This is a genomic window from Limnohabitans sp. 2KL-17, from assembly GCF_003063415.1.
In the GTDB taxonomy this organism is placed as follows: domain Bacteria; phylum Pseudomonadota; class Gammaproteobacteria; order Burkholderiales; family Burkholderiaceae_C; genus Limnohabitans_A.
Genome location: NZ_NESK01000001.1, coordinates 76,314 through 101,474, shown reverse-complemented (window position 1 = coordinate 101,474; position 25,161 = coordinate 76,314). Strand labels below are relative to the sequence as shown.

26 protein-coding genes are annotated in these 25,161 nt (G+C 49.5%); 8 read left to right on the top strand and 18 right to left on the bottom strand.

Annotation, left to right across the window (positions count from 1 at the left end):
* Positions 1-69: 69 nt before the first annotated feature.
* Positions 70-975, top strand: a complete 906-nt coding sequence (locus B9Z45_RS00470) for a LysR family transcriptional regulator (RefSeq protein WP_108405269.1) — start codon at positions 70-72, stop codon at positions 973-975.
* Here B9Z45_RS00470 and B9Z45_RS00465 read toward each other — a convergent pair.
* The 10 genes from B9Z45_RS00465 to B9Z45_RS00420 form a co-directional block, all read right to left on the bottom strand.
* Positions 972-2,138, bottom strand: a complete 1,167-nt coding sequence (locus tag B9Z45_RS00465) for a YbfB/YjiJ family MFS transporter (RefSeq protein WP_108405268.1) — start codon at positions 2,136-2,138, stop codon at positions 972-974. The genes B9Z45_RS00470 and B9Z45_RS00465 overlap by 4 nt on opposite strands.
* 5 nt (positions 2,139-2,143) lie before the next feature.
* Positions 2,144-4,624 (bottom strand): penicillin acylase family protein, encoded by a 2,481-nt coding sequence (locus B9Z45_RS00460; RefSeq protein ID WP_108405267.1) that lies wholly within the window; start codon positions 4,622-4,624, stop codon positions 2,144-2,146.
* An 89-nt stretch (positions 4,625-4,713) separates the two neighbouring features.
* Complete coding sequence (locus B9Z45_RS00455) at positions 4,714-5,625, bottom strand: LD-carboxypeptidase (RefSeq protein ID WP_108405266.1); 912 nt, start codon at positions 5,623-5,625, stop codon at positions 4,714-4,716.
* A 15-nt stretch (positions 5,626-5,640) separates the two neighbouring features.
* Positions 5,641-7,020 carry a tRNA adenosine(34) deaminase TadA gene (gene tadA, locus B9Z45_RS00450; RefSeq protein WP_108405265.1) on the bottom strand — a complete coding sequence of 460 codons (1,380 nt, stop codon included), beginning with the start codon at positions 7,018-7,020 and terminating at the stop codon, positions 5,641-5,643.
* A complete protein-coding gene (locus tag B9Z45_RS00445; RefSeq protein WP_108405264.1) occupies positions 7,017-7,658 on the bottom strand; it encodes an FMN-binding negative transcriptional regulator in 642 nt (213 codons plus the stop codon). The genes tadA and B9Z45_RS00445 overlap by 4 nt, the downstream gene beginning before the upstream one ends.
* Positions 7,659-7,902: 244 nt before the next feature.
* Entirely contained in the window at positions 7,903-8,136 is a 234-nt protein-coding gene (locus B9Z45_RS00440) for a hypothetical protein (protein ID WP_108405263.1), read from the bottom strand.
* Positions 8,137-8,163: 27 nt separating this feature from the next.
* Positions 8,164-8,757: a DUF3553 domain-containing protein gene (locus tag B9Z45_RS00435; protein WP_108405262.1), complete on the bottom strand. Its 594-nt coding sequence runs from the start codon at positions 8,755-8,757 to the stop codon at positions 8,164-8,166.
* A complete protein-coding gene (gene hsdR / locus B9Z45_RS00430; protein WP_108405261.1) occupies positions 8,708-11,029 on the bottom strand; it encodes an EcoAI/FtnUII family type I restriction enzme subunit R in 2,322 nt (773 codons plus the stop codon). Before hsdR ends, B9Z45_RS00435 begins: the two co-directional genes overlap by 50 nt.
* Positions 11,016-11,627, bottom strand: coding sequence for a restriction endonuclease subunit S (locus B9Z45_RS00425; protein ID WP_199221803.1), 612 nt, complete (start codon positions 11,625-11,627; stop codon positions 11,016-11,018). The genes hsdR and B9Z45_RS00425 overlap by 14 nt, the downstream gene beginning before the upstream one ends.
* Positions 11,624-13,078 (bottom strand): class I SAM-dependent DNA methyltransferase, encoded by a 1,455-nt coding sequence (locus tag B9Z45_RS00420; protein WP_108405260.1) that lies wholly within the window; start codon positions 13,076-13,078, stop codon positions 11,624-11,626. Before B9Z45_RS00420 ends, B9Z45_RS00425 begins: the two co-directional genes overlap by 4 nt.
* A gap of 146 nt (positions 13,079-13,224) precedes the next feature.
* On the opposite strand from B9Z45_RS00420, the gene B9Z45_RS00415 reads away from it, so the two are divergent.
* From B9Z45_RS00415 to B9Z45_RS00410, 3 genes are read left to right on the top strand one after another with little or no spacing between them, the layout of a single operon-like run.
* The gene (locus B9Z45_RS00415) at positions 13,225-13,446 is read left to right on the top strand and encodes an H-NS histone family protein (protein WP_146180851.1); all 222 of its coding nucleotides are present in this window, start codon (positions 13,225-13,227) and stop codon (positions 13,444-13,446) included.
* A 39-nt stretch (positions 13,447-13,485) separates the two neighbouring features.
* Positions 13,486-14,415: a hypothetical protein gene (locus B9Z45_RS16840; RefSeq protein WP_146180850.1), complete on the top strand. Its 930-nt coding sequence runs from the start codon at positions 13,486-13,488 to the stop codon at positions 14,413-14,415.
* A 14-nt stretch (positions 14,416-14,429) separates the two neighbouring features.
* A complete protein-coding gene (locus B9Z45_RS00410; RefSeq protein ID WP_108405258.1) occupies positions 14,430-14,858 on the top strand; it encodes a hypothetical protein in 429 nt (142 codons plus the stop codon).
* On the opposite strand, the gene B9Z45_RS00405 is transcribed toward B9Z45_RS00410, so the two are convergent.
* Positions 14,855-15,430: a site-specific integrase gene (locus B9Z45_RS00405; protein WP_108405257.1), complete on the bottom strand. Its 576-nt coding sequence runs from the start codon at positions 15,428-15,430 to the stop codon at positions 14,855-14,857. The two genes, B9Z45_RS00410 and B9Z45_RS00405, sit on opposite strands and share 4 nt — an antisense overlap.
* 336 nt (positions 15,431-15,766) lie before the next feature.
* Between B9Z45_RS00405 and B9Z45_RS00400 the strand changes: the two genes are divergently transcribed.
* Positions 15,767-16,111, top strand: coding sequence for a DUF3147 family protein (locus B9Z45_RS00400; RefSeq protein WP_108405256.1), 345 nt, complete (start codon positions 15,767-15,769; stop codon positions 16,109-16,111).
* A gap of 90 nt (positions 16,112-16,201) precedes the next feature.
* Here the strand turns inward: B9Z45_RS00400 and B9Z45_RS00395 are convergent, their stop codons facing one another.
* Positions 16,202-16,726 (bottom strand): hypothetical protein, encoded by a 525-nt coding sequence (locus B9Z45_RS00395; RefSeq protein WP_108405255.1) that lies wholly within the window; start codon positions 16,724-16,726, stop codon positions 16,202-16,204.
* Between the two features lie 104 nt (positions 16,727-16,830).
* Between B9Z45_RS00395 and B9Z45_RS00390 the strand changes: the two genes are divergently transcribed.
* Positions 16,831-17,268, top strand: a complete 438-nt coding sequence (locus B9Z45_RS00390; protein ID WP_108405254.1) for a DUF6641 family protein — start codon at positions 16,831-16,833, stop codon at positions 17,266-17,268.
* A gap of 73 nt (positions 17,269-17,341) precedes the next feature.
* Positions 17,342-17,857 (top strand): hypothetical protein, encoded by a 516-nt coding sequence (locus B9Z45_RS16835; RefSeq protein WP_146180849.1) that lies wholly within the window; start codon positions 17,342-17,344, stop codon positions 17,855-17,857.
* Between the two features lie 159 nt (positions 17,858-18,016).
* Here the strand turns inward: B9Z45_RS16835 and B9Z45_RS00385 are convergent, their stop codons facing one another.
* The 6 genes from B9Z45_RS00385 to B9Z45_RS00360 all read right to left on the bottom strand — a co-directional run bounded on the left by B9Z45_RS00385 (position 18,017) and on the right by B9Z45_RS00360 (position 24,528).
* Positions 18,017-19,303, bottom strand: coding sequence for a tyrosine-type recombinase/integrase (locus tag B9Z45_RS00385; RefSeq protein ID WP_108405253.1), 1,287 nt, complete (start codon positions 19,301-19,303; stop codon positions 18,017-18,019).
* A 160-nt stretch (positions 19,304-19,463) separates the two neighbouring features.
* Entirely contained in the window at positions 19,464-21,077 is a 1,614-nt protein-coding gene (gene guaA / locus B9Z45_RS00380; protein WP_108405366.1) for a glutamine-hydrolyzing GMP synthase, read from the bottom strand.
* Between the two features lie 70 nt (positions 21,078-21,147).
* Positions 21,148-22,617, bottom strand: a complete 1,470-nt coding sequence (gene guaB, locus B9Z45_RS00375; protein ID WP_108405252.1) for an IMP dehydrogenase — start codon at positions 22,615-22,617, stop codon at positions 21,148-21,150.
* Between the two features lie 100 nt (positions 22,618-22,717).
* The gene (locus B9Z45_RS00370; RefSeq protein ID WP_108405365.1) at positions 22,718-23,626 is read right to left on the bottom strand and encodes a class I SAM-dependent methyltransferase; all 909 of its coding nucleotides are present in this window, start codon (positions 23,624-23,626) and stop codon (positions 22,718-22,720) included.
* Between the two features lie 100 nt (positions 23,627-23,726).
* Positions 23,727-24,095: an RnfH family protein gene (locus B9Z45_RS00365; protein WP_108405251.1), complete on the bottom strand. Its 369-nt coding sequence runs from the start codon at positions 24,093-24,095 to the stop codon at positions 23,727-23,729.
* Positions 24,088-24,528: a type II toxin-antitoxin system RatA family toxin gene (locus tag B9Z45_RS00360; protein ID WP_108405250.1), complete on the bottom strand. Its 441-nt coding sequence runs from the start codon at positions 24,526-24,528 to the stop codon at positions 24,088-24,090. The genes B9Z45_RS00365 and B9Z45_RS00360 overlap by 8 nt, the downstream gene beginning before the upstream one ends.
* Positions 24,529-24,622: 94 nt before the next feature.
* Here B9Z45_RS00360 and smpB point away from each other — a divergent pair, with 94 nt between their 5' ends.
* On the top strand, positions 24,623-25,117 hold the full coding sequence (gene smpB, locus B9Z45_RS00355) for an SsrA-binding protein SmpB (RefSeq protein ID WP_108405249.1): 495 nt from the start codon (positions 24,623-24,625) through the stop codon (positions 25,115-25,117).
* Positions 25,118-25,161 lie beyond the last annotated feature (44 nt).

Below are 25,161 nucleotides of genomic sequence, written 5' to 3'. Positions count from 1 at the left end.
GTGCGCTCGATTGTCTGAAGTCAGCAGTGAATGCACAATGGTTTCTTTTCAAATAACAGAAATTCACTTATGAATACCAGAGAATTCAACTGGTCTTTGATCCCGTCATTTTTGGCCGCCATGGAACAAGGGAGCTTGATGGGCGCAGCGCGGGCTACCGGCGTCAGCCAACCCACGCTGGGACGGCACATTGCCGAGTTGGAGCAACAGCTTCAGATGGTCTTGTTTGAACGCACCGGGCGCGGCCTGCAACCCACCAGCCAGGCCATCACCCTGGCCGAGGCTGCCAGCGCCATGCAAGTAGGCGCGGCCAGTGTTTCGCGTCTGGCTTCGGGGGCGGGCCAGGCGATAAAAGGCAAGGTGAGGCTGACTGCCAGCCAGCCCGTGGCCTGCTTTTTATTGCCGCCCATCCTGGTCCAAATGCGCCAGGCCTTGCCCGATGTCGTGGTCGAGTTGGTCGTTAGCAATTCAATTAGCAACTTGCTGATGCGTGAAGCGGACATTGCGCTGCGCATGGTCAGACCCGAACAAGGCAGTCTGGTGGCCAAGCAAATTGGCCAAGTCAGGCTGCGTGCCTGTGCCAGCTTGGACTATCTGCAGCGCATGGGCACACCGCAACATGCCAACGACCTGATGCACCATGACCTGATTGCAGGTAACCGCACCGCCGAGATTGAAGCTGGCTTTGAAGCCCTGGGCCTGTCAGCCCACAACCTGCGGTATGGCCTGTGCACCGATGACCTCAATGCCCAATGGGCGGGCGTAAAAGCCGGATTGGGTGTTGGGTTTGTGGGTGAATACCTTGCCCTCAACGAGCCAGGCATCGCAAGCGTACTGCCCTCACTGGCACTGCCGGCGCTGCCGGTGTGGCTGACAGTGCATCGGGAGCTGCGCACCAGCATGCTGATCCGTTCGGTCTACGACTTCTTGAGCGAGCATGTGGCGCAAGGTTTGATCGATAAGGGTAAAGGCTAGCCAGGCTCAGCCTCGTCCGGCAAAGTGGCCAGCAAAGCCATGCCCAGCAGCATGACAGCGGCCGTCAGCCAAAGCGCCCCCTTGAAAGTGCCAGTGGCTTGTGCCATGGCGCCGGCCACGATGGGGGCGATGACCTGCGCTGCGCCATAACTCAAAGTCAGGCGGGCCATGGCCTTGCCCGGGTTGTGCGGTGCACGCCGCCCAACAAGGGCCAGCGTCAAGCTCACAATGCCAATGAACGTGGCCCCATAACCCAGGGCACCGCCCAGTGCAGCCGCCAAAGAACCGGACAGAGCGGGCAAGATCACCGACACCGTTTGCAAGCCAAAGGCCAGCAGCAAAGCCCGCGTGTCACCCAATCGCCGGGCCACCTTGTCCCACAAAAACACGGCGGGCATGGCCGCCAATCCGACCAGGGCCCAGGCCAATGCGCCCTGCCCGGCCAAAGCCGGTTCGCGCTCGACAATGGCCACGGTGAAGGTGGCACTGATCACAAAGCCCCAGCCTGCCGCAAAGTAGCTACCCGCCATGGTCAGCATCCAGCGCCGAGACACTTTGCTTGCGTCCTGTGTCAATGCAGCGGGTGGCACGGGCGGCACCGGAGGCCGCCAAAACCATGCCGGTATGAAAAACAGCAGCCCCATGGCAGCCATGGCCAACCACTGTGACGACCACAGCGTCCACAGCTGCGACACCCCCCAGGCGCCGAGGGCAGACACCACAATGCCCAAGCCCAGGCCGATGAAATGCACGCCCAGCTCGGGCCTTCGACCTTGCCGCATGAGCCAGCCCAACACAAGTCCTGCCCCAAGCAGCATGCCGGTGGCTCCGCACAACCCGCCCAAAAAACGCCACAGCGCCCAGTTGGGCATCCAGGTCGACAGGGCCATGCCGGCCACAGACAAAAGCGACAACCACAGGCCCATGCTGTAGAGCCGGTGACGCCATCGCACATCGTCAATCCAGGCTGCAGCCAATGCGCCAGAGATATAACCCGCGTAATTGATCGCAGCCAAGCCTCCGGCGGCGGCATCGGTCAGGCCTGTTTGCAACTGCAGCTGGGGCAACAAGGGCGTGAAGGCGAAACGCGCCAAGCCGATGGTCAGCACCAGACCGCAGATGCCCCCCACAATCACTTGCCAGGGCTTTAAGGCGTTGGACACGAGGCTCAAGGCAGCAGACTCATGCGGTGCAGCACCGTTTGGGGCGTTTGTTGCAAGTCCAGATAGCCGCCTTCAGCCCAGCGGTTGGCCATGTTGCGGCTTCGGGGATCCAGCACATGGCCCGACTGGCCTGTCTGGTAAATGAACACCGACTGATCCGGTTGCCCCAAGTCGTAGACGGCGCGCATCGATGCCGCATGGCGATTGGCAAAAGGCGTCTTCTTTTCGTTGGCCCAGTACTGGCCCACGTTGACGGTGAACAAGTCACCGGCACTTTCAACGCGCACGTCGAACAGCGCATTCAAGTAAGGCACTTTGCCGAATGGCTTGTGGCTGCTGATGGCCGGATGCCAAGCGCCCCAACGCCACTTCTTCGCATCGCTGCCCATACTGGCAGAGATGCGATCAAGCGCCCTGTCAAGTGCCGCTGAGGTCTGGGCAGGGCACGCACCAGGGCCACACCAAAATGCATCGGACCGGTCAAGAATGCCCTCCACGGCAGCCCTGAAATGGCGCTTGCCATACAAGCCCTGAAAGCGCTCAGCCCCCAGATGTGGCACCAACAAGCCCCGCGTCAGCTCATCGGCCCAGACATTGATAAGCAATGCCGCTGCGCTGTCGGTTCGCATCTGGCCGTCAAATTCGGCTACCAACTTCAATGCGACCGGGGCCAAGGGGTGCAGTGACTGCACCTTGCCCAGCCTGGACTGCAGGGCTTTGGCGCCCAAAGACATGACATCGTTCTGGATGGCCTGCATGCTTTCACGGCTGTGCTTGGGCGTAGTTGCCAGCAAATGCTCGATGCGCTGAAAACGCTCGGGCGTGGTCCAGTCACCTCCCACAAAATGCGGATAGCCTGGCGGCAAGATGTTCTGGTTGGCGGTCGCGTGCCAGCCCTTTTTCTCGATCTGGGCAGCGTCGACTGCGGGGTTTTGCGCGTAGGGCAACCAGCCTGTCCAATCGTATTGGGCCAACCAACCCGGTGACGGGGCAACGCCGCGAATGTCGTTTTGGGGCGCACGTGTGGGCACTTTGCCCACTGCGCGATACGCCACTTCACCCGAAGTGTCGGCCATCACCACGCTTTGCATGGGTGCATGGTGGTCGGCAAAGGCTTGCTGCAATTGCGGCACGCTTTGGGCCCAATTGGCTTGCATGCCTGCCTCAATGGTTTTGTTGTCCGGCGTCAGCGCCGACCAGCGCAGGCTGACGGCGTAACGGTTCGTGTCAATCAGCCCCTTGTACTGCGGCTGCACATCACTGATGACCGGACCGTGGCGGGTGCTGCGCACCTTGATTGCGACATCCGCTTGCCCCTTCACGCGAATCGTTTCGCTGCGTTGTGTGAAAGCACGCCAACCCTCGGGCGTGCGGTATTGACCAGGCTGGGCTGTATCGAGTTGTTCCAGGTACAAATCCTGCACATCGGGACCTGTGTTGGTGAAGCCCCAGGCCACGCCCGATGTGCGACCCAACACCACAAAAGGCAAGCCTGGCAAGGTGGCACCGATCACGTCCAGTGCCGGGTGCTTTTGCCCACCGGGTAATTCGCCAGCAGGGGCTTTCAGGTGGGCAAAGTACCAAATCGCAGGAGAGCTCAGCGCCAAATGAGGGTCATTGGCCAACAAGGGCTTGCCCGATACCGTGTGGCTACCGGGCACCACCCAGTTGTTGCTGCCCTTGCCATCCAGAACGCCCATGTCGCGCACAGTGTCTGCCGACCATTGCGCCAAAGGGGATGTGTTTGTGGGCAACCCCGAGGCCTTTGCCGCAGGGGGCGAATAGACACCCAGGCTGGCGTAGAGGGCTGGCAAATCAACCGATGTGGCGGGTTTTTCACCCGGATAAGCCGGCAGCAGTTGCCACAGCTGTTCGCTGCTCAGCACCTGGGACGCTGACAAACGTGCAAATTCCTGACCCCAGTTGCCCCCCAAGTCCAAGGCCATCATCAAAGCCCAGCCCACGCTGTCTTCAGGTGTCCAGGCTTGGCCGGTCAAGCCGCCGGCTTGGGCCGAGAGCAACGTGAACTCTGGCGATGGCCTTACCAAGCCACTTTGCCAAGCGGTCTGAACGCCCTCACTGTAGGCCTGCAAAGCGGCTTGGGCGGCAGGCGACAAGCCTTTGAGCTGCTGCTGTGCCATGCCAATAATGCCCAGGGTGCGCATCAGTTTGTCCGTGTCCAGCGTGGCGGCGCCCAGAATCTCGGACAGTTCGCCGCGCATCACCCGTCGGTTGAATTCCATTTGCCAGCCCCGCTCTTGGGCGTGCACGAAACCCAAGGCTCGCCAGGCATCCGGGGCCGTGCTGGCGCTGATATGGGTCACATCAGAAGCATCGCGGGTGATTTGCACCGAGGCCGACAAGCCCTTGAGTTGCACCTCGCCATCCAGCTGGGGCAGTCCGCGCAAAAGGTGCACGCTGACCACACCTCCTGCAAGCAATAAAACAGTCAGGCCTGCCAGCAGAACTCGTGCGATCCACTTCATGATCGTCTCCCTTGTTTGTTTTTTTGTTTCAACAGCAACAGCCGCCTTCAGGCCCCATGTGCCCTAAAACCCGCGGCAAGTCTCAGTTTTTAAATATGGCCCCAAACCATCAAGGCGTCACGCCCCTCGGTGACAAGATCCACCTTGGCGCCGACAGGCAGCAGCACCTTGGTCTCGACATGGCCAAAAGGCAGACCCGTCAAGACCGGCGCCTTGATCTGGCTGCGCAGCCAATCCACCACCGTGGCCAGCTTGAAGCCCTTGTCGTGGGCAGGCACCAGTTTGTAATGGGTGAATTGCCCCATCAACACGGCTTTTTGCCGAGCCAGCACGCCGGCATGCAACAGTTGCGTCAACATGCGCTCGACGCGGTAGGGGTGCTCGCCCACATCCTCGAGGAACAGCACACCGCCCTTGATTTGTGGAAAATAAGGCGTCCCCAGCAAGGAGACCAGCACCGACAGGTTGCCCCCCCAAAGCGGGGCATCCTTGAGCAGCACGCGGCGCTCGGTTTCAGTCTTGGGCAATTGCCAGCCGGTGCCCTCCCCTTGCTCAAGCAACAGGTCGTCAAAACAGGCTTGCATGATGTCGTCAGGCTCTTGAGCCGAACCGAAATCCTCGCCCAAAGCCGGGCCTTGCCATGTGATGCGGCCCGTCTTGGTGAACACCGCTTGATTAAACGCTGTGAAATCACTCAGGCCGACAAACTGCAAGCCGCCATCGATGGCTTTGCCAATGGCTTTGTAGGGCAAGTCCGGCAGGATGCGGGTGAGCCCGTAGCCCCCGCGAGAGATCAGCGCCACATCAGCGCCACTGGCAGCCGCACGGCCAATGGCTGCAATGCGCACAGCGTCATCGCCCGCAAAACGCATGTGACTGGTCAATGCGGCTTCATCCACTTCAACTTCATGACCCTGCGACTTCAAGCGTTTGAGCCCACGGCGAAAAGCCGCCTTGTCGCGCACCGCGCTGGAGGGAGAAAAAATATAAATATGGGCCATGGCGGGTGTTCTGTTTCAGGGCACAAAGTGTCGCACAGCCGCCTGTGCAATCGCATCGCCCTGCTCTTGCACAAAATGCCCGGCTTGCGGCAGCAGCATGGGTTCTGGACAAGCACGAATCTGACTTTGCAATCGACGCATCACCGGCTCGCCCAAAACCGGGTCTTGCAAACCAACGGCCATGAAACTTTGGCCTTGCCAATCGTTGCGCCAAAAAAATTCGGCTTGCCGAGACGTGGCGGCCCCTGGTGAATCAGCCAACTCCGGCACCATGGGTGGAAAGGCCCGCAATGCAGCGCGAAAGCCTTTGTCGGGAAAAGGCGCGTTGTAAGCGGCAACCTCGGTCTCGCTCAAATCGCGGTTGCCGCGCTTGAACAATTTGCCCACATCAAATTGAGGCTGGCTCTTGCACCAGTCACGCCAGGCCAGAAAACCTGCACTCAAAGGCACATCACCCGTGGCCAGGGTGGTGTTCATGACCAACAAGCCTTTGTAACGCTCGGGCGCGGCCATGGGCAAAGTCAAACCCAAAATCCCCCCCCAGTCTTGCACCACCAAAACGACACGCTGCAAATCCAGGCGCTCGATCAGATCCAGCAATGACTGACGATGGACTTCAAAGCTGTGAAAACTGTCTTTTTTGGGCTTGTCACTTTTGCCAAAGCCGATCAGGTCTGGCGCCACCACACGGTGTCCTGCCGCCAGCCAGATGGGGATCATCTTGCGGTAAAGGTAACTCCAGGCCGGGTTGCCGTGCAGGCACAACCAAGTCAGCGGCGCATCCGATGGCCCCTCATCCAGACAATGCATGCGCAGCCCGGCAATGCTCGGCAGATCGTTCAGGTAGCGCGGTGGCCAGGGGTAGCCGGGCAAATCTTCAAACGCTGCCTCGGGAGTGCGCAAAGCGTCTTCGCGCAAAGGCTCTGGGTTCAGCCGACGGGGCTTGAAAAAGTCTTTCAGCAATTGGGTGCATTCATCGGCCAGCACGCCTGCTGTGACCTGTGTCTGGTGGTTCAACTGGGCATGCGCAAACAGGTTGAGCACGGATCCGGCAGCGCCGGTGCGGGGGTCGCTTGCACCAAAGACCACGCGATCAAGCCGTGCGTGCAGCATGGCCCCACTGCACATGGCGCAAGGCTCCAGCGTGACATACAGCGTGCAGCCGTCGAGCCGGTAATTGCCCATCACCCGAGCCGCTTCACGCAGTGCCACCACCTCGGCATGTGCCGTGGGGTCATGGCTGGCGATCGGGGCGTTGCGCCCCGTGGCGATGACCAGCCCATCTTTAACCACCACCGCGCCCACTGGCACCTCGCCCGCTTCGACCGCCGCACGGGCTTGTGCCAGTGCCAGGCGCATGCCTTGCTCGTCGGTCAGAACCTCAGCCTGACTCATGGCACCAAGCCGAGGTCTTCCATCCAGCGGGCCAGGGCCTGTGCATTGGATGGGCCTGCGGCATAGGCCGCGTGCATGGCGGCATGGGCTTCAGGTCGGTGCTGGTTCAGTTTGACAGCGCATTGCAATTCGGTGATGTGCATCTCGAAGGCCACGATGCCGCTGAGCATGGTGCCGGTGTAGTTGGCAGGCAGCTCGCGCCACTGCTGTGCATAGGAAGGCTCGTGGTCGGCGATCAGGCATTTGAGCAACCGGTCGCGGTCTTCGTGCGGGTCGATGATGCGCGTTTGCACCTTGGCCTGCACCGCCAGATAACTCCAGGTGGGCACTCTCTGCTTGTCGGCGTACACGCCAGGGGACATGTAGGCCTGCGGCCCCATGAAGCTCACCAATGCATCGGCTTGAGAGGCCAGCAATTGCGCATGCGGGTTGGACCGGGCGCAGTGCCCCAGCAATACGCCGTATGCATGCTCAGCGCCATCGCTCCACAGTGAATCGGCTTGCCAGTGCATCGGAATGTGGCTAAGCACCGGGAACCCGTCCGCCCCCACCGACACGATGGACGCCAAAGCATGCTCGCGCATGAGGCGTTGGGCAATGGCCGGGTCGGTGTTGTGAAACTGTTTAGGCAAATACATATCGAGCAGAATGTAACAAAAAAAGGCACCTGAAGGTGCCTTTCTGGTCACTCCCACTCAATACTAACACAAGAAAAAACCTGAATAAAATCAAGCACTTGCATTGACTGAAAGCGTGTGTGTAACTTTTGTGTGAGTTTGCGTGTCATTTTTAAGTGTCTTAAGGATTTTCTTAAGTGTATATTTTCAAAGACTCAGGAGCAAGTTTGTTACACGCTGTGCGGGAATTTAAGCTTACTCCAAATCAAAAGTCATCTTCATAGTCTTCTTCAGTAAAGTTATTTACTTCCAAATAATTTTTACGGATAAGACGCTTCATTTGTACAGCCTTTTTTTGTTCATCCAACCACGCTTCGTAAACATCCAAACCTTCTAATGTGTACTTGTCAACCCAACGAAAAGGAAAAGAAAAGTTAGTCTCAAGCCTTCTAAGAAAATCCTTAATATAATCAGCATTACAGATAACAGGTGATGTCATAAGAGACTTACTTTGGAAAAAATGAGACTATGAAGCAGTAAAAATTCTGTCAACTTGACGTTCAATATTCTTAGTTTTATGACTTACTTGGGAAACTAAGACATATGAAATCCTCTTTTCTTCAAGATTGTAAAAAACATTTTTGCTACCAATAGGAAATCCTGTAAGTGCTTGATTATTAGCTCTTGAGTAAACTTTCCATCCATAAATCTCCCTACACTTTTCAGCATCATCATTGATAACCTCATAGTAAGTACCATTCTCAATAATGATTAAATGATTAGGAGCCTTGCTCTTTATATCTCTGTAAATATCCTCAAAAGAGTCATTAAAATAAATTCTTAGCTTTATTAAATCATTGAATTTACTTCTTCCTATTTCACTATCATAATCAACAATCAAAGGCTCTACATAACTCAAATGAATTGTCTTTAATCCAACTTTTTCAAATACAGCAGTAACTGACTCAGTTGTTGAATCAGAAACAACTCTACCAACACCCCAATCAACTTTTGGATGTTTAATAAATGTATCTTTAATGTATTTTTTATTAGTCAAAGCAATTGCCAAATTAAGCAAACTTAACGCTATACAAGTGTTGTTGAAAATCAACAAAGACACGCTTTATTTCTTCAACTTCACCAAGTGCTTTTTGCCCCTCATAGACGCTTCCATACTTAGAAGTAAGCGTAGCACTGAGCTTAGAAATGTCCAATTCGTCTACGCCATCTTGAACGTAGTTCCTTAAGATAAATCCAATGAAGTCACGTTGTTTCTCGTTAAGAAACGTATAAATGTTGCCTTGTGCGTTAGCTACACGTTCAGCACGAGTAATTGGTTTACGTGCGTAGCTAATGTACTCAAGCACATCAAACAAGTCACAGTTGTCTGCATCAATCATTTCTTGTAGCTTAAGCAAGTCAGATTTACCGCAACCTTGCTGTTCTAACTTCTTAAGCAACTCGCTACGTGTAATTGGATTAGCCCATAACTTACGTAAAGTATCTTCAGTTCCAAAGAATTCAGGAAGCTTAAGAGTATTGAAAAGGCGTTGTAAGAACTCCTCAGCACTGATAGGTTTTCCGTCTACGTAGAACATAGTGCTACGCATACTTTGTATCTCACGTGCCTTACCATCACTCAGCTTAATCTTAATTTTCTTAAATGTTGGCTCTTCGTCACCACCCTCACCTTCGCCAGTACCACTACCTTCTTCGCCTTCTGGTTCTTTAGGTTTCTTAGGAACTTTAGGTTCAGGCTCTATGGGTTCTCCATCCCACTCAGCGTCACTGAACAAGTGATATGCGTTCACAAAGTCAACAATAGTGAAGTAATGTTTACCTTCAAATAAACGTGTACCTCGTCCAATGATTTGCTTAAACTCAATCATTGAGTTAACTGGACGCATAAGAACAACGTTCCTTACATTTCGTGCGTCAACACCAGTAGTTAGTTTTTGACTTGTAGTAATGATTGTAGGAATAGTCTTATCGTTGTCTTGAAATTGCTTTAAGTACGTATCACCAATAGGACCATCATTAGATGTAACACGTACACAATAGTCAGTATTTTTGACTTTAACTTCTTGATTTATAATGTCTCTAACCATAGCGGCATGAGCTTGGTTAGCACAAAATACAAGCGTCTTTTCTTGTTGGTTAATGTTAGCCAACATCTCTTGTACACGCTTACGCTCACGCTCAGGTATAACAATTTTTTTGTTAAAGTCTTTTTCTGTGTAGACGTAACCTTCTTCTACTTCACCCTCTAATACTTCGTCGTCAGGTGTGTAAACGTATTCGTCCATAGTCGTTTGGATACGCTTAACTTTGAATGGGGTTAAGAAGCCGTCTTGTATACCCTCTTTCAAGCTGTACTTATAAACGGGCTCTCCAAAATATTTGTATGTGTCAGCGTTATCAATGCGTTTAGGCGTTGCTGTTAGCCCTAAGTGAACAGCAGGACTAAAGTAGTTGAGAATTTCACGCCAGTTACTTTCGTCATTAGCTCCACCTCTATGACACTCGTCAATGATTACAAAGTCAAAGAAGTCAGGCTCATAGTCTCCAAAGTACGGCTTACCTTCAGCTCCGCTCATAAACGTTTGGAAGATAGTGAAGAACACACTACCGTTCTTGGGAACTTCTCCACGTTTAGCAATCTGAGCTGGATTGATACGAACAAGTGCGTCTTCTTTGAATGCTCCAAAGTCTAAGTAAGCTTGATTAGCAAGAATATTTCTATCAGCTAAGAACAAGATACGGGGGGTACGTTTTCCATCTTTACGCAAGTTCCAACGTGATTGAAACAACTTCCAAGCTACTTGAAACGCTACAAACGTCTTACCTGTACCCGTTGCTAACGTAAGCAAGATTCTTTGCTTATTATTAGCAACAGCCTCCATAACTTTGTTGACAGCAATTTCTTGATAGTAGCGAGCTTGCTTGGTACCGTTAACGTCTTCAAATGGCACAGCATTAAACTTAGCTTGCCACTCATTGCTATCTCCAAATACCTTATTCCAAAGCTCATCAGGTGTTGGAAATCCGCTAACAAGTCCTTCTGTACCCGTGCCTAAGTTGATTTCGTAGATTTCTTTACCGTTAGCCGCATAGGTGTAGTCAAGTTCAAGCTTGGTAGCGTATAGCTTTGCTTGTGCTACCCCTTCACCTACTTCCTGTTCATTGCTCTTAGCTTCAATGACCGCAAGCTTTCTATTTTTATAGATAAGCACATAGTCAGCCTTCATTTGGCTACTACGTATGCCACCAACTCTAATCTCACCAGCGTTAATGTTGTACTCACGCTGTACACGTGATTCAGCTATATCACCCCATCCAGCAAGCTTAAGCTGGAGATCAATTAGTTCTGCTCGTGTATCAGCTTCGTTCATTAGCCAATCCTAAAGTTTCAGAAACAGTTGAAGTCTCTAACTCCCTAAGCAGTAAGATTTGTTGTTCAAGCATTGACTCACAGTGAGAGATGTCATCAAGCTTTTCATCAAGTTTTTTTAATAGCTCAATCTGAGTTTTAACTGGGGGCAATGGAATAGATAAATTCTCTATAAACTCTTTAGGAACACGTTTATGCCCAACAGCACCTGTCATTAGCTCCTTACCTTGCTCACGAATAAATGGCAATGTTAAAAATTGATAAACCCATTCAGAAAGAACTTCATTACCAACTCTAATGACGATATACTCAGTTGAGCCAAATCCAATACCATTAACCAAATCTTTAGCAATGCCAATCTTACCGTTTTCAAAACATGGCGTTATCTTTGCCAGTAGAATATCATTCTCACGAAAGTAAGTGTATCCCTTAATTACCTCTGATAGAGTTCTTTGATGTTTTGGTTTTACGTACTTTGAGTAAGCATCTAAATCCTCCATTGGCAAAAAACTCACCACTTCACTTGAAGAAAGCAATGCTCTAACTTCAGCTTTTTTGGGTTGAAATTCACAGATATCTTTAAGTTTTACCATTTTCATTCTGTGGCACCAATTTTTTCCATAAGTTTTTGTGTTTCCTTAGATAACTCAACAAGCGAATTTCTTATATCAGAACTTGGAGATATATCTTCGTAAGGATTAGCATCAGGATGTCTAATGGGTAAAGATAAAGTATCAATATTCAATTTAGAAATATCGACTGTCCACGAATTATCAGTATTGATTTTATTTGGATAATTATCAACAAAATCCTTCAAATGAACCTCAGATATTGGATTATTGATACCGAAACTTTCTTTAGCTTTTAACTTATAAAACCAAGTAGTAGAAGTTGACAAACCTTTAGTAAAGAACAGAACTACAGTAGTTGCTGGTGTTTTTGTAAAAACACCTTTAGGCAATATTAGTACAGCGTCTAATGATGTTTCAGAAAGAAGTTGCTTTCTAAGTGCGATGCTTGCGTTATCGTTAGCAGTAAGAAATGTACTTTTTATTACAATACCGCCACGTCCGTTGTTCTTAAGAATTTTAATAAAGTGTTGTAAAAATAAATAGGCAGTTTCACCTGTTGAAATAGCAAAGTTTTGCCTAACCTCTGCTCGTTCTTTGCCACCAAATGGTGGATTAGCCAGAACAACATCTACTCTATCTTTTTCTTGTATGTCCGCATTATTTTCACCTAAGGTGTTTGTGTGAATGATATTGGGAGCTTCAATCCCATGTAATATCATGTTCATAACGCCAATGATATAAGCAAGTGACTTTTTCTCTTTTCCGTAAAAAGTCTTACGCTGTAGCTGTTCAAATTCCTTAGCTGTTAGCTGTTTGCTTGTTCGCATGTACTCATATGCTTCGCACAAAAATCCAGCACTACCAACAGCACCGTCATAGACTTTATTTCCAATTTTGGGATTAACAACCTTAACAATTGTCTTAATTAGTGGACGTGGTGTGTAATATTCACCGCCGTTACGTCCAGCATTACCCATGTTCTTAATCTTGTCCTCATACAAGCTGGACATTTCGTGTTTTTCTTCGTTGCTACGAAAACGAAGCTCGTCCACCTTATTGATTACTTCACGCAAGCTGTAGCCACTTTGTAGCTTGTTCTTAAGCTCGTGGAAAATCTCGCCAATCTTGTACTCAAGTGTGTCTGCGTTTTCAGCACTAACTTTGAAGCTTTTGAGATATGGAAACAGCTTACCGTCTACAAATTCCTTTAAGTCTTCTCCTGTAAGTGCTGTGTTGTAGTCCAACTTGCCATCTGCTGTCTTTGGTACAGCCCAAGTTGTCCATGCGTATTCGTTGCTAAGAATGCGTTTGTAGCGTTCACCATTAAGCTGTGCTGACGCTTCCCTGTCTGCTTCAAAGTCATCCAAGTACTTCAAAAACAACACCCAACTTGTCTGTTCAATGTAGTCCAACTCACTACTACAGCCTGCGTCTTTGCGTAGTGTGTCGTCCAAATTGCGGAAAGTTGTCTCAAACATGCGTTGCCTTGTTTTTAGATGGAATTCAGTATAAAGAGTGAGCTTTTAGCTACACTATGGACACTTGTCATTCTACAAGCTGTTGACATGTAACTATGCCGTTGGTAGAGTTAAATGTCAACATGACTAACCTATGGAGCTATCAAATGAATGAAGTCGACAAAATTAACGAACAAATCGCACAACTGACAGCACAGCGTGAAAGCGTAATGCTGAAAGAAAAAGCTAACGTGCTTGCCAAAATGAAGGAAGATATCAAGCTTTACGGCTTTAAGACAAGTGACTTTAAGGGTGTACTTGCTACACGTAAGAAGCGTGGTACTGGTACTGCGGCTAAGAAGACTGTGGCTAAGAAAATCACAAAGTAAAAACTTATAGGATTACGTGCGACAAAGTTGGAGAAATAAATGGCAACAAAGACTAAAAGCAAACCTTCGTCAGCTACGTTCGCACGAACTCCTAAAGTTCCTAATTTTAGTGAAGCGGCGATTTACATTGCCGATTTGTGTGCGAGAGAGGCTTGGCTTGGAAAATCCTATGAAACAGGTAAAAAGAAAAGTCAACATCTTGATATAGAGATTACTGATGAGTATGGTGTGATTACTAAGGAAAGTTTTTCAACATATCTATCAGACGAAAACTTTCTAACCATCTTTGCTACTCATCTACTTCGTAATGCTGGAGTTAGTGGAGTCAAAACATACAAAGGTGGAGATACCATAACCTACAACAACTTTGGAGCCTTGTTGGATGCGGCACAGTTGAATTCCGCAGTCAATACAAATAAAACCTCAGTTGATATTCCAAACGGACTAAACTTTCTCAAAAATGATTTGGTAGTCCTGTATAAAAAATGGAATAAAGATAACTACAAGAATCCAAATCCTGAATTAGCTAAGCAAATGGTTAAGAAGCTTAGTGAAGAACTTTGCGTTAAAGTAAATGGTGTTTCAACGGGCAATCAACCAGCAATAGCATCACGTTTACTTAACTTTGGTTTTCCAGACTTGTGTGTGTACAACTACTCAACTGGAATTCACAGGGGACTAAGGCTTTCTAACAGCTACAATTCAGTCTTAATTGACAAGTATTATGAACTCTTGGATGAAGGATACGAAAGAAATTGGCATGTTCTTTCAAAGTATGAAATGCCTATTTCAAGTAAAGTAAATGATGTTGTTTGGCAACGAGCCCGTAACGGAGGATGGTGGCAACGTCGTATCTATGACTTAGCGTTGAAGATGTACTTCACTGATGATGATGGAAAAAATTACTTTAGTTCATTTAGCCCATACGTTCAAGAGCACATCTTCATCAAGCCAAGAGCATTTGACTAACTAAGATTCTTATTATGGGTTTTTTTACAGATGTTTTTTTGATTGGAAAACAGACAACTGATTCTGCTAAAACATCTCTACCTTATTATAATTTCGGTAAAACTGTTCTCAATCTTGAAGAACAAGTAAAACTGGATTCTATGGATTTATTCAAATCCATGGTTGAAGCAAATGCAATTCTTAAGCTTAGAATTGAATTTGATAATTTCGTGAATTCAAAACGTAATGAATACAGAGAAGGTGCTATCTACTTCTTGTCTGCTTTAGTGGCATACAAAATTGCTAAAGATGGAAACGATTGGGACTGGAAATTAATAAGAGATGAAGTACAGTCAATTCTTATAGAAATTAAGAAGAACCCAATAAGTTTCAGAAATGAAACACTGGAGTTTATTGACTTTCACACCGCTTACATTAGAGAAGCTTACGAAAGTAATAATTAAACCAACTCAATCGCCTTCCTCTTCATAGAATCATTCACGTCTATGTAGCATTGCGTAGTAGATAAATTCGCGTGCCTTGCGATGCTTTGTAGCACCCTAACGCTCACACCTTTGTCTGCTAAATTGGTTATTCCTGTGCGTCTTGGACTGTGACTACTACCACCTGAAATGGCACAGTTACGGAATAAGTGGTGAAAATGCTGACATAAGGTATTGCTGTTCCAACCCTCTTGTGGACGCTTTTGTGAGTAGAAAAGCTTGTCTGTTAATTCCTTGTACGGCACAGCCTTAACGTAAACCTGTAGCTCTTTGCGTAGCTTATCGCTGACAAAAACAGTACCGCCCTTACGTCCTTTTGTTTGCTCAGCACTCAGATAAATCTCAGTTTTAATCTTACCCTCTGCGTCAAGTACGTCTGCGTAGCGTAGTGCCGCACATTCTTTTACACGTAGCATTGCGTACAGCATTGTTAAAAACATTGCCCTATTGCGTTCAGCGTGGGGACGTGTAGCAACGTAGTCCAGCACTCTACGGATTTCTTGTGCTGTTAGCACTTTAGCCTGTTTAGACATTAGCGTTCTCCTTAATGTAAGCTTTTCAGTGCGTAAAGTGTATTTTCTTTGTTTCTCAATTCCTACCGATTTTTTACCTAAGTGCGTCAATGTATTTTCTCCAATGATTTCAAAGACTTAACGTGTCTTTAACTTAAAAACAAAGCTTTTAGTAATTAGCTTTGGTTTTATATTTATTGGAATTTTTAGTTGATTGCGACTTTTTTAAGCAGACTTGCGTATAAGCCCTGTACGCTTTTTTAAGCTGTACCAGCTACCCAAGCTTAGCTCAGCTTGCTTTGTGCGTTTGTAGCTTGTTTTAGTGCGTTGCTATAGAATTGACTAAAAGGATTAGTTATGCTGTACGCTGTCAAAACGCTCTTAAGTGCTTTAATTATTGTGATTGCTACAGAACTTAGCAAACGTAGCAGTAGCTTAGCCGCATTCATTTTGGCACTACCTATTGTGTCAATTATTGCTATCTGTTGGATTTACTATGAAAGTGAAGACACTTTGAAGATAGCTGACATTACCTATGAAACTTTCTGGTATGTCCTACCTACTCTCCCAATGTTTCTTTTAATGTCTTATTTTTTGCGTAATGAATACAACTTCTATCTTTCACTATTAGCCTGTTGTGTCATTACCGCTATCTTGTTTGCTTTAACTCAATACCTTGTGTCTAAGTTCTTGCTTGTTTGAGTGTTTACTTAATTTTAGGCAAAGCTTCGCCAATTAAAGCTAACAAGCTTTATTGGAAGTAGCAAGAGCCAAACGTGGGCAGTAATGCTATTAAGCTAAAGTCCAAAGCACATTGTCTGTGTCTTTAGTCCCTAACTCTTTTGTGATGTACTCAATCCATCCGCTATCAGCAAGTGACACTTTGTATTCAGCTTCAATGCTTTCAACTTGTAACTTAGCTTGACTAACTAACGTATCAAACTGATTAAACTTAACGTGACTTGGCAAACCACCAATGGCAAAGTGAAGATGTAAATTCTTATTGCTACGTTCACCTTCAACCACTGGCAGATACTTAAGTGACTTACCGCCCTTCTCTGCCGCATACTTACCAAAAACTTCTCTGTTCAATTTCTGCGTAAAGCGTTTGGCAATACGTTCGCAGTCAATGCGTGTCAACTTACGCTTGTATGTGCCTCTATCTGTAGTCTCAACAATAGTCTGCTTCAAAGTCAGCGTCAAAGCTAACGGGAAATCCTTACTCATTCCGCTTAACCACGTGCGTGTCGCCGCCTTCTGCGTAGGCAAAGCAAGTGGGTTATAGGCTGTACGAGTGCGAATGTCTTGTAATTTCATACTATTATTTATACAAAACCAAAGGAAAGAAAATATTTTCCTTTAGGTTGTCCTAAATAAAGTCTGAAGCTACAGTAAAAGTTCACTTAACAAAAGGAGCTTTTATGTCTTTTATTGCCAAACTTAAGCTTGTAACAAGCAAGCGTGAACGTAACCTTAGCCCAATTATGTTGCGTAGGCAGAAACTTGCTACAAAGATTGAAGAACAACTTGAACTTGCTCGTTGCCAAAAGAGTGGAACTTTGTACGCACCTAAGCGGCTTAAGACTGTAACTAATGAAAGCGGCGAACGTGTTGTAGTTGAGACTACCAAACGTGTTAAAGAATGGTTTTGGAAAACACCAAACAATAAAATCAATCTTAGTGTGCGTTACGGTAGCAAGACTTTGGAACTTGCTAAAGGCAAGAATGCTATTGAACTTGGCACACAAGACGAACTAATTGAAACCTTAGCATTGCTACAGCAAGTTGTAATTGGCGGCGAACTTGACGAAGCTATCAACAACGCAAGCGATAAGTTACGAGCTGGATTTGCTAAATGATTGATTAAGGGCTGGCACACAAGTGTCAGTCCTTGTCTTCTATTCTCGCTAAATATAAGAATAGGAGACAGTTATGAGGATTAGCGAGATAACAGACGCACAAGGACAGTTGGAGTTACTACGCACAGTAATTGACAACACTTGGACAGCAATAGCACAGCAGGCAGAACAAGAGAAACGAGCTGAGGCTGAACGTAAGGCACAAGCTAAGCTTAAGCCACGTGGTAAGAAATCAAGTAAGGGTACAAGCATACGTATACCCACCCCTCCACCACCCCCTACCAAAAAGCCACAAGCCCCCTTAGCTAAACAGCCACCCTCACCCCTTAACAAGTCCAACCCTAACGCCTTAAACGCTGTAAAGCCTGTACCCCCTACCAACCCTCAGCTTAAACAGCTACCTATAAACACAGCTATCAACCCTAAGCTTGCGTCTGTCGCATACCCTAAGCCTATAGCCAATACCCCATTAAAACCGCATTACGGCGTAAAAGACGGGTATTTTGGAAAGAATATAGGTGCTACAGAAAAAGAAGATGATGGGGATGACAGGCATAGCAAAAATGGTATTGCCACCCTTAAAAAATAGTTACGCAATTTCTTTAAGGTATGGAGAGCCTAACCATTGGTGATTTAATCTAACCCCAAATTGGTTCTGTAGCTCTTAAAAAAATGGGCTACGAAAAATTGTAGTCAAGTACTTACGCTTTTGGGGTGGTGATTTTTTACCTATACCCCCACCCTACCCTTACTTAGGAATCAGCATTCCATCCTTAACGTAGTAGCCAGCAAGTGCGTTACTCACCATCTTATCTTCCGTTGTATGGTAATAAGTCTTCTCAATTTGTGTAATGCTTGTGCCACACATCTCCGCAACAATAGCTGGAGGAAGATTGCTGTTGACACGTTGTGTAATGAAGTAGTGACGCAGACTGTACGGAACTAATCCACGCTTATCTGGATTAGGTATTTCAGCTTTAACAATCAAATTATCAAAGTGAACTCCAATAGCTCTTGCTGTAACAGCAGTCATTCCGTTAGTGCTAAACATTAGTTCGTCTTGTACTAAATTGACTAAGTCAGCCTCTAATATTTTACCTGTGTGTCTTTTTCTTGTTAGTTCAATTAAGCCTTTTAAGTAAACAGAATCTTTAACAACAAACTTACGTGTCTTTCTTACCTTACTCGTTTCGCCACGTACAGTAACTTTAATCAAGTCAAAGTCATTGCCTCTTGCTTCTGAATGCTCCATATCCTCAATGTCACTCCACTTAAGCTGAAGCTGTTCGCCACGCCTTAAGCCTGTGATTAAACTGAATCCCAAGTAATAGCCACAGACAGCTTTGACTAAGTTATTTGGCTCTGTTAAGTCCTTTTCCGCATCCTTAATGTAATCAGCTAATGACTTAGTCCATCGTGCTACTTCGTCATCTGTAAATGTGCTTCGTCTGTTTTCTTCGGAACCTTTGTCAACAGCTTTTAACTTCTTAAAGTCAAATCCATCAATGTATGTTTCCTTATGCTTGTATAGCCAAGCCATCATTGCGTTGACTGAACTTTGTTCGTTTTCAACTGTTGTTTGACTTATGCGTATCGTTTTTTTCTTCTTAGTTTTTGTACGACTGGCGAAATAATCTTCACAATCTGTACGCTCAAGCTCCTTAAGCTTTACATCTTTACCAATAAACTTTAGCCAGTGGTTAAGGTGTGTAGAGATTGTGTTGTACCTACCGCTAACGATAAATCCGTTAGTTACGTCTTTCTTTCTGTGTTCTAAGTACATCTCAACACCCATACGTGTTGTGATTGAAAAGTACGTTTTTCCTTGTAGCTGTCCCGCCATAAGCTCGTGATAGTGGAGCTTAGCTTTATCAATGGCTGTGGCTCTATTACGTGTCTTTAAGCTAAATCGTGCGTACTTGTGTTCTTTAGCAAGCCACATACGCATTTGCCAATATTCGCCACGTTTGTAGACTAACGCTTCCTCAAATATTGGAACTTCGTCGTCATTAAATTCAGCTTTTTTGAGTGCCATTGGACTTTAGAGTAACTACGTTTTTGAGTAGCCGCAACGCTGTGCTACTTAACGTGTAACTGTAAAGTCTTTTCTCAATAAAATCAACAGACTTTTTGAGTTTGTGAAACTTTTGTGTAAGTAGAAAACCTATATAAATCAACTACTTACGTTCAAAAAGTCACTCCCACTCAATTGTCGCGGGTGGTTTTGAGCTCACGTCGTAGGTGACCCGGTTGATGCCACGCACCTCGTTGATGATGCGGCCCGACACTTTTTTGAGCAGCGCATAAGGCAGCTCGGCCCAGTCGGCGGTCATGAAGTCACTGGTTTGTACCGCGCGCAAAGCCACCACAAAGTCATAGGTACGGCCATCGCCCATCACACCCACGCTTTTCACGGGCAGGAACACGGCGAAGGCCTGGCTGGTCAGGTCATACCAGCTTTTGCCGGTGTCGTCGGTGAAGTTGCGCAGCTCATCAATGAAGATCGCATCTGCTCTGCGCAACAAGTCGGCGTATTCTTTTTTCACTTCGCCCAGAATTCGCACACCCAGGCCGGGACCAGGGAATGGGTGGCGGTAAACCATCTCGCGCGGCAAGCCAAGGGCCACACCGAGTTCGCGCACTTCGTCCTTGAACAATTCTCGCAACGGCTCCAGAAGTTTCAGGCCCAGTTGCTCGGGCAAGCCCCCCACATTGTGGTGGCTCTTGATGGTCACGGCTTTCTTGCTCTTGGCGCCGCCAGACTCGATCACGTCGGGGTAAATCGTGCCTTGGGCCAGGAACGTCGCGCCCTTGTGCCCGCCGTTTCCGGCTTTGAGTTTCGCGGCTTGTTCTTTGAACACATCGACAAACAAACCACCAATGATCTTGCGTTTGGCTTCGGGTTCGCTCACCCCCGCCAATTTGCCCAGGAACAAATCACTGGCATCCACTCGAATGACATGTGCATGCAGTTTTCCAACAAACATGTCCATGACCATGTCGCCCTCATTCAGGCGAAGCAGGCCGTGGTCCACAAACACACAGGTGAGTTTGTCGCCAATGGCACGGTGAATCAGGGCCGCAGCCACCGACGAATCAACGCCGCCCGACAAGCCGAGAATGACTTCTTCGTCACCGACTTGTTCGCGAATTTTGGCCACCGCTTCTTCGATGTAATCGCCCATGATCCAGTCTTGGCGGGCTTTACAAATGTCGATCACGAAGCGGTTAAGCAGCGCCTGGCCCTGCACGGTGTGCGTCACTTCGGGGTGGAACTGCACCGCATAAAAGCGGCGGGCTTCATCGGCCATGCCAGCAATCGGGCAAGCCGGGGTAGAGGCCATGACCTTGAAGCCTTCAGGCAACTGGGTCACCTTGTCGCCGTGGCTCATCCAGACCTTGAGCATGCCGTGCCCTTCGGGCGTAGCGAAGTCTTCAATGCCTTTGAGCAGTTCGGTGTGCCCGTGGGCGCGAACTTCGGCATAACCAAACTCGCGCGTGTGGCCCGCTTCGACCTTGCCACCCAACTGCTCCGCCATGGTCTGCATGCCATAGCAAATGCCCAAAACCGGGATACCCAGCTCAAACACGGCATCCGGTGCACGGTCATCGACTTCGTAAACACTGGCGTGCGAACCCGACAGGATCACGCCCTTGAGGTTGCCGTCCTTGGCGTAGTCCCGGACCCAGTCACTGGTCACATCACAGGGGTGTACTTCGCAAAATACATGCGCTTCGCGCACTCGGCGTGCGATCAACTGAGTGACTTGCGAGCCGAAATCAAGGATCAGGATTTTGGAGTGCTGCATGGCAGGCATCGTTCTTTAAGAAATGAAAAGGCGTCTGGGGTACAGACGCCTTGAAGGTCATTGACCGATTTTAATCGGCGCGGTAATTTGGCGCTTCTTTGGTGATCTGCACATCGTGCACATGGCTCTCGCGGATACCGGCAGTGGTGATCTCTACAAACTGGGATTCATTGTGCATGGCCTCGATGGTGGCGCAGCCGCAGTAACCCATGCTGGCTCGCAAGCCGCCGGCCATCTGGTAAATGATGGCAACCACCGAGCCCTTGTAAGGTACGCGGCCTTCGATGCCTTCGGGTACGAGCTTGTCAGCGTTGGGGTTGCCGGTACTCGACTCCTGAAAGTAGCGGTCAGCACTGCCCTGCTGCATGGCACCGATCGAGCCCATGCCACGGTAACTCTTGTAGCTGCGCCCCTGGAACAACACAATTTCGCCCGGAGCTTCTTCGGTCCCGGCGAACATTCCGCCCATCATGACGGTGCCAGCGCCTGCGGCAATCGCCTTGGCGATGTCACCGCTGTAACGGATACCGCCATCAGCGATCAGGGGAACGCCTGTTCCTTTGAGTGCCAGGGCCACGCTGTCGATGGCCATGATTTGCGGTACGCCTACGCCCGCCACGATGCGGGTGGTACAGATCGAGCCAGGGCCGATGCCAACCTTCACGCCGTCCGCACCCGCTTCTACCAGTGCCAAAGCAGCTGCACCGGTGGCGATATTGCCGCCAATGACCTCGATGTGTGGATAGTTCTGCTTGACCCAGCGCACACGGTCGATCACACCTTTGCTGTGGCCGTGCGCAGTGTCCACCACAATGGCGTCCACACCTGCGCGAGAGAGTGCCTCGACACGCTCTTCGGTGCCCTCACCCACACCCACGGCGGCACCCACGCGTAATTTGCCAGCAGCGTCGCGTGCGGCGTTGGGAAAGTTGAGTTGTTTGGTGATGTCCTTGACCGTGATCAGGCCCTTGAGTTCAAAGGCGTCGTTGACCACCAACAGCCGCTCGAGTTTGTGCTTGTTGAGCAGGTGCTTGGCTTGCTCGGGGGTGGTGCCTTCGGGCACTGTGATCAGCCGTTCACGCGGCGTCATGATTTCACTGACCTTTTGGTCGTAGCGGGTTTCAAAACGCAGATCTCGGCCCGTCACAATACCGACCACTTTGCGGCCATCACAGACCGGAAATCCAGACACGCCCAATTCTTCCGACAAGGCCATGACCTGGCGAACGGTGGTGTCGGGTGTGATCACGACCGGGTCGCGCAAAACACCGGATTCATAACGTTTGACTTTTGCCACTTGAGCAGCCTGCTCTTGCGCCGTGAGGTTTTTGTGCACGATGCCGATGCCGCCTTCTTGCGCAATGGCGATGGCCAGGCGTGATTCGGTGACCGTGTCCATGGCAGCAGAAACCAAGGGCAGGTTCAGGCGGATGTTGCGGGTAAATTGCGTTGCGAGGGATGCGTCCTTGGGCAGGACTTGCGAGTAAGCAGGGACGAGCAGAACATCGTCAAAGGTCAGGGCTTTACCGATCAGGCGCATAAGGAAAGGCTCCAAAAGAAGTATTTTACCCGGGCCTAGCAAGGGATTTCCCTGAAATTGACCTAATAATCTCGCTCGCAAAAAAAGTACTGATGAAACTTCAGGCGTTTTGGTAATGCATCACTTTGAGTGACTTTTCAGGGTCTATGTCGTTAAAAGCCTCAGGGTTGGCCAGGCGCTCGACGAAGCGCAGACCGGGTGCGGCCTCGGCCACCTGGGCATGCAAAAACGCTGTGTCCAGTTCCGGCGCATTCAGGCACAGCAGCACATGGCCTTGCGGCTCCAGCAGGTCAGGCAGGCGCCGGATCAACTTGATGTAGTCCTTGGTCGCAATGAAACTGCCTTTTTGGTAGCTCGGTGGATCGATCACGATCACGCCATAAGGACCCATCTTGCTGATCTTGCCCCAGGTTTTGAAGATGTCGTGCCCCAAAAACCGCGCTTTGAGCGGTAATTCGTTCAGGCGATGGTTTTGTTGTCCCACCGCTAGGGCGGCCTGGCTCATGTCGAGGTTGACCACCTGAGCTGCCCCCCCTTGCAAGGCCACCACCGAAAATGCACAGGTGTAAGCAAACAAGTTCAACACGTTCTCGTGCAGGGCATGACGTTTGAGCCACTCGCGACCGTTGGCCATGTCCAGAAACAGGCCGTGGTTCTGCCCTCGCATCACATGCACCAAATAGCATGCGCCCTGCTCGATGACCCTATGCGGTTCTGGCACGCTGCCAGCCATGAGGCGGGTTTCGGTTTGACCCGCATTGCGGCATTGAAAAACCCAGTTCAGCGGTTGGCCTGGCGCCAGTGCTTGCCAGCGCGCTTGCAGTGCGCTTTGGCACTGGGACAGTTCAACTTCGGTCACGGTCTTGAAACTGGTCAAGACCCAAACGGGCGCAAACCAGTCCAGCGTCCAGTGTTCTTCACCGGGGTACATGCCACCTCGGCCGTGAAACACCCGGTGCGCATCGGTGGTGTTGTGCATCTGGGCGATGGCATTCAAAAGGGCTTGCATGGTCGGCTGGTACTGGGAATGGAAATTTTCAGATCTTTGGGCCAAGCCCGACGTGGTCATGAGGCGGCGCTTATTTCTGCTTGTGAAAAGCTTGATCGACTCAATAGCCTGCAGCCGAACCACTCTTACGGTTGGCAAACAGGCCCGCACGGCCTTTGCCCTGGCGCTTGAAGCGTTGGCGGCGCGCCACCTTGGGGTCGACCTGCAGCGGGCGGTAAAGCTCAATGCGATCACCCGCCTGCACAGCTTGCGTCCAGGGCACTTTGCGACCCCAGATGCCAGGTTGCTGGAATTTAAGCTTGGCTGCAACTGAAGCAGCCGCTTGCGCGCCGTTTTGCGACAAATGCAGCAGGGCCAAATCCAATGCGGCATCCACCGTGGTGCCCTCTGGCACGAGCAGGCTGAGTTCCTGCACATGCCGGGGGGCCAGGCTCCAGCAAATAGTAATTTGAAGGGTGGACTCAGCCATAGACCGCTTCAGCGCGTTTGACAAACGCATCAACCAAGCTGGCAGCGATCTTGTCAAAAACCGGCCCCACGAGTGCAGCCAAGGTCTTGCTGGAAAAACCGTATTGCAAATCCAGCTCGACCTTGCAGGCCCTTTGGGTGCCATCGCCCACAGGAATAAAGCGCCAAACACCGCTCAAGTTGGAAAACGGCCCTTTGATGAGGCTCATGTCGACCGATCGGCCTTCTTCGTGCTCATTGCGGGTGGTGAAGGTTTGCTTGATGCCCCCGAGGCTGATCCCCACTTCGGCCACCATGCCTTGGGCATCGGTTTCCAACACCCTGGCTTGATCGCACCAAGGCAAAAATTCGGGGTAACGGGCCACGTCAGTCACGAGGCGAAACATTTCCTCTGGGGCATACCAGATGAGGACGGACTTGTGGATATTCTTCATACAATGCACCGATTGTAGTTTTTTGACTCGGCACTTTGCGCTGTGGCGGGCTGCGATCTCTTGCTAACGGCCGTGCCGTCCTTATCTGCTTACCATGGCCACCACCAAAAAGTCTACTGCTGCCCCAGTTTTTGCCAAAATTGCCGAGAACAAAAAGGCTGCCTTCGACTACTTTTTTGAAGAGCGCTTCGAGGCGGGCATGGTGCTGGAAGGCTGGGAAGTCAAGGCCATCCGACAAGGCAAAGTGCAACTGACAGACGGGTATGTGGTGATCCGAAATGGTGAACTGTTCATCATCGGCTGCCTGATCAACCCCCTCAATACCGCCTCAACCCACATCAGCCCGGAAGCCGCACGCACACGCAAGCTGCTGCTGAACAAAGAAGAAATCAAGCGCCTGATCGGCAAAATCGAGCAAAAGGGTTACACCTTGGTGCCGATCAACCTGCATTGGAAATCAGGCAAAGTGAAATGCGACATTGCACTGGCCAAAGGCAAAGCCGAGCACGACAAGCGTGACACCATCAAGGACCGCGAAGGCAAGCGCGAGGTTGAGCGTGCCATGAAAAGCCGACACCGCGACCGCTGATCTTGCCAGGGCGGTCAGCTGTTTTCACACCGGCAACAGCGAGT

What these genes read in the sequence shown, in the direction of transcription:
- smpB (WP_108405249.1), top strand. Translation starts at nt 24,623, where the DNA reads ATGGCCACCACCAAAAAGTCTACTGCTGCCCCAGTTTTTGCCAAAATT.
- B9Z45_RS16835 (WP_146180849.1), top strand. Translation starts at nt 17,342, where the DNA reads ATGAGGATTAGCGAGATAACAGACGCACAAGGACAGTTGGAGTTACTA.
- B9Z45_RS00405 (WP_108405257.1), bottom strand. Translation starts at nt 15,430, where the DNA reads ATGTCTAAACAGGCTAAAGTGCTAACAGCACAAGAAATCCGTAGAGTG.
- B9Z45_RS16840 (WP_146180850.1), top strand. Translation starts at nt 13,486, where the DNA reads ATGGCAACAAAGACTAAAAGCAAACCTTCGTCAGCTACGTTCGCACGA.
- B9Z45_RS00395 (WP_108405255.1), bottom strand. Translation starts at nt 16,726, where the DNA reads ATGAAATTACAAGACATTCGCACTCGTACAGCCTATAACCCACTTGCT.
- B9Z45_RS00410 (WP_108405258.1), top strand. Translation starts at nt 14,430, where the DNA reads ATGGGTTTTTTTACAGATGTTTTTTTGATTGGAAAACAGACAACTGAT.
- B9Z45_RS00440 (WP_108405263.1), bottom strand. Translation starts at nt 8,136, where the DNA reads ATGACATCACCTGTTATCTGTAATGCTGATTATATTAAGGATTTTCTT.
- B9Z45_RS00445 (WP_108405264.1), bottom strand. Translation starts at nt 7,658, where the DNA reads ATGTATTTGCCTAAACAGTTTCACAACACCGACCCGGCCATTGCCCAA.
- hsdR (WP_108405261.1), bottom strand. Translation starts at nt 11,029, where the DNA reads ATGAACGAAGCTGATACACGAGCAGAACTAATTGATCTCCAGCTTAAG.
- guaB (WP_108405252.1), bottom strand. Translation starts at nt 22,617, where the DNA reads ATGCGCCTGATCGGTAAAGCCCTGACCTTTGACGATGTTCTGCTCGTC.
- guaA (WP_108405366.1), bottom strand. Translation starts at nt 21,077, where the DNA reads ATGCAGCACTCCAAAATCCTGATCCTTGATTTCGGCTCGCAAGTCACT.
- B9Z45_RS00365 (WP_108405251.1), bottom strand. Translation starts at nt 24,095, where the DNA reads ATGGCTGAGTCCACCCTTCAAATTACTATTTGCTGGAGCCTGGCCCCC.
- B9Z45_RS00415 (WP_146180851.1), top strand. Translation starts at nt 13,225, where the DNA reads ATGAATGAAGTCGACAAAATTAACGAACAAATCGCACAACTGACAGCA.
- B9Z45_RS00420 (WP_108405260.1), bottom strand. Translation starts at nt 13,078, where the DNA reads ATGTTTGAGACAACTTTCCGCAATTTGGACGACACACTACGCAAAGAC.
- B9Z45_RS00385 (WP_108405253.1), bottom strand. Translation starts at nt 19,303, where the DNA reads ATGGCACTCAAAAAAGCTGAATTTAATGACGACGAAGTTCCAATATTT.
- B9Z45_RS00400 (WP_108405256.1), top strand. Translation starts at nt 15,767, where the DNA reads ATGCTGTACGCTGTCAAAACGCTCTTAAGTGCTTTAATTATTGTGATT.
- tadA (WP_108405265.1), bottom strand. Translation starts at nt 7,020, where the DNA reads ATGAGTCAGGCTGAGGTTCTGACCGACGAGCAAGGCATGCGCCTGGCA.
- B9Z45_RS00460 (WP_108405267.1), bottom strand. Translation starts at nt 4,624, where the DNA reads ATGAAGTGGATCGCACGAGTTCTGCTGGCAGGCCTGACTGTTTTATTG.
- B9Z45_RS00470 (WP_108405269.1), top strand. Translation starts at nt 70, where the DNA reads ATGAATACCAGAGAATTCAACTGGTCTTTGATCCCGTCATTTTTGGCC.
- B9Z45_RS00390 (WP_108405254.1), top strand. Translation starts at nt 16,831, where the DNA reads ATGTCTTTTATTGCCAAACTTAAGCTTGTAACAAGCAAGCGTGAACGT.
- B9Z45_RS00360 (WP_108405250.1), bottom strand. Translation starts at nt 24,528, where the DNA reads ATGAAGAATATCCACAAGTCCGTCCTCATCTGGTATGCCCCAGAGGAA.
- B9Z45_RS00370 (WP_108405365.1), bottom strand. Translation starts at nt 23,626, where the DNA reads ATGCAAGCCCTTTTGAATGCCATCGCCCAGATGCACAACACCACCGAT.
- B9Z45_RS00455 (WP_108405266.1), bottom strand. Translation starts at nt 5,625, where the DNA reads ATGGCCCATATTTATATTTTTTCTCCCTCCAGCGCGGTGCGCGACAAG.
- B9Z45_RS00425 (WP_199221803.1), bottom strand. Translation starts at nt 11,627, where the DNA reads ATGAAAATGGTAAAACTTAAAGATATCTGTGAATTTCAACCCAAAAAA.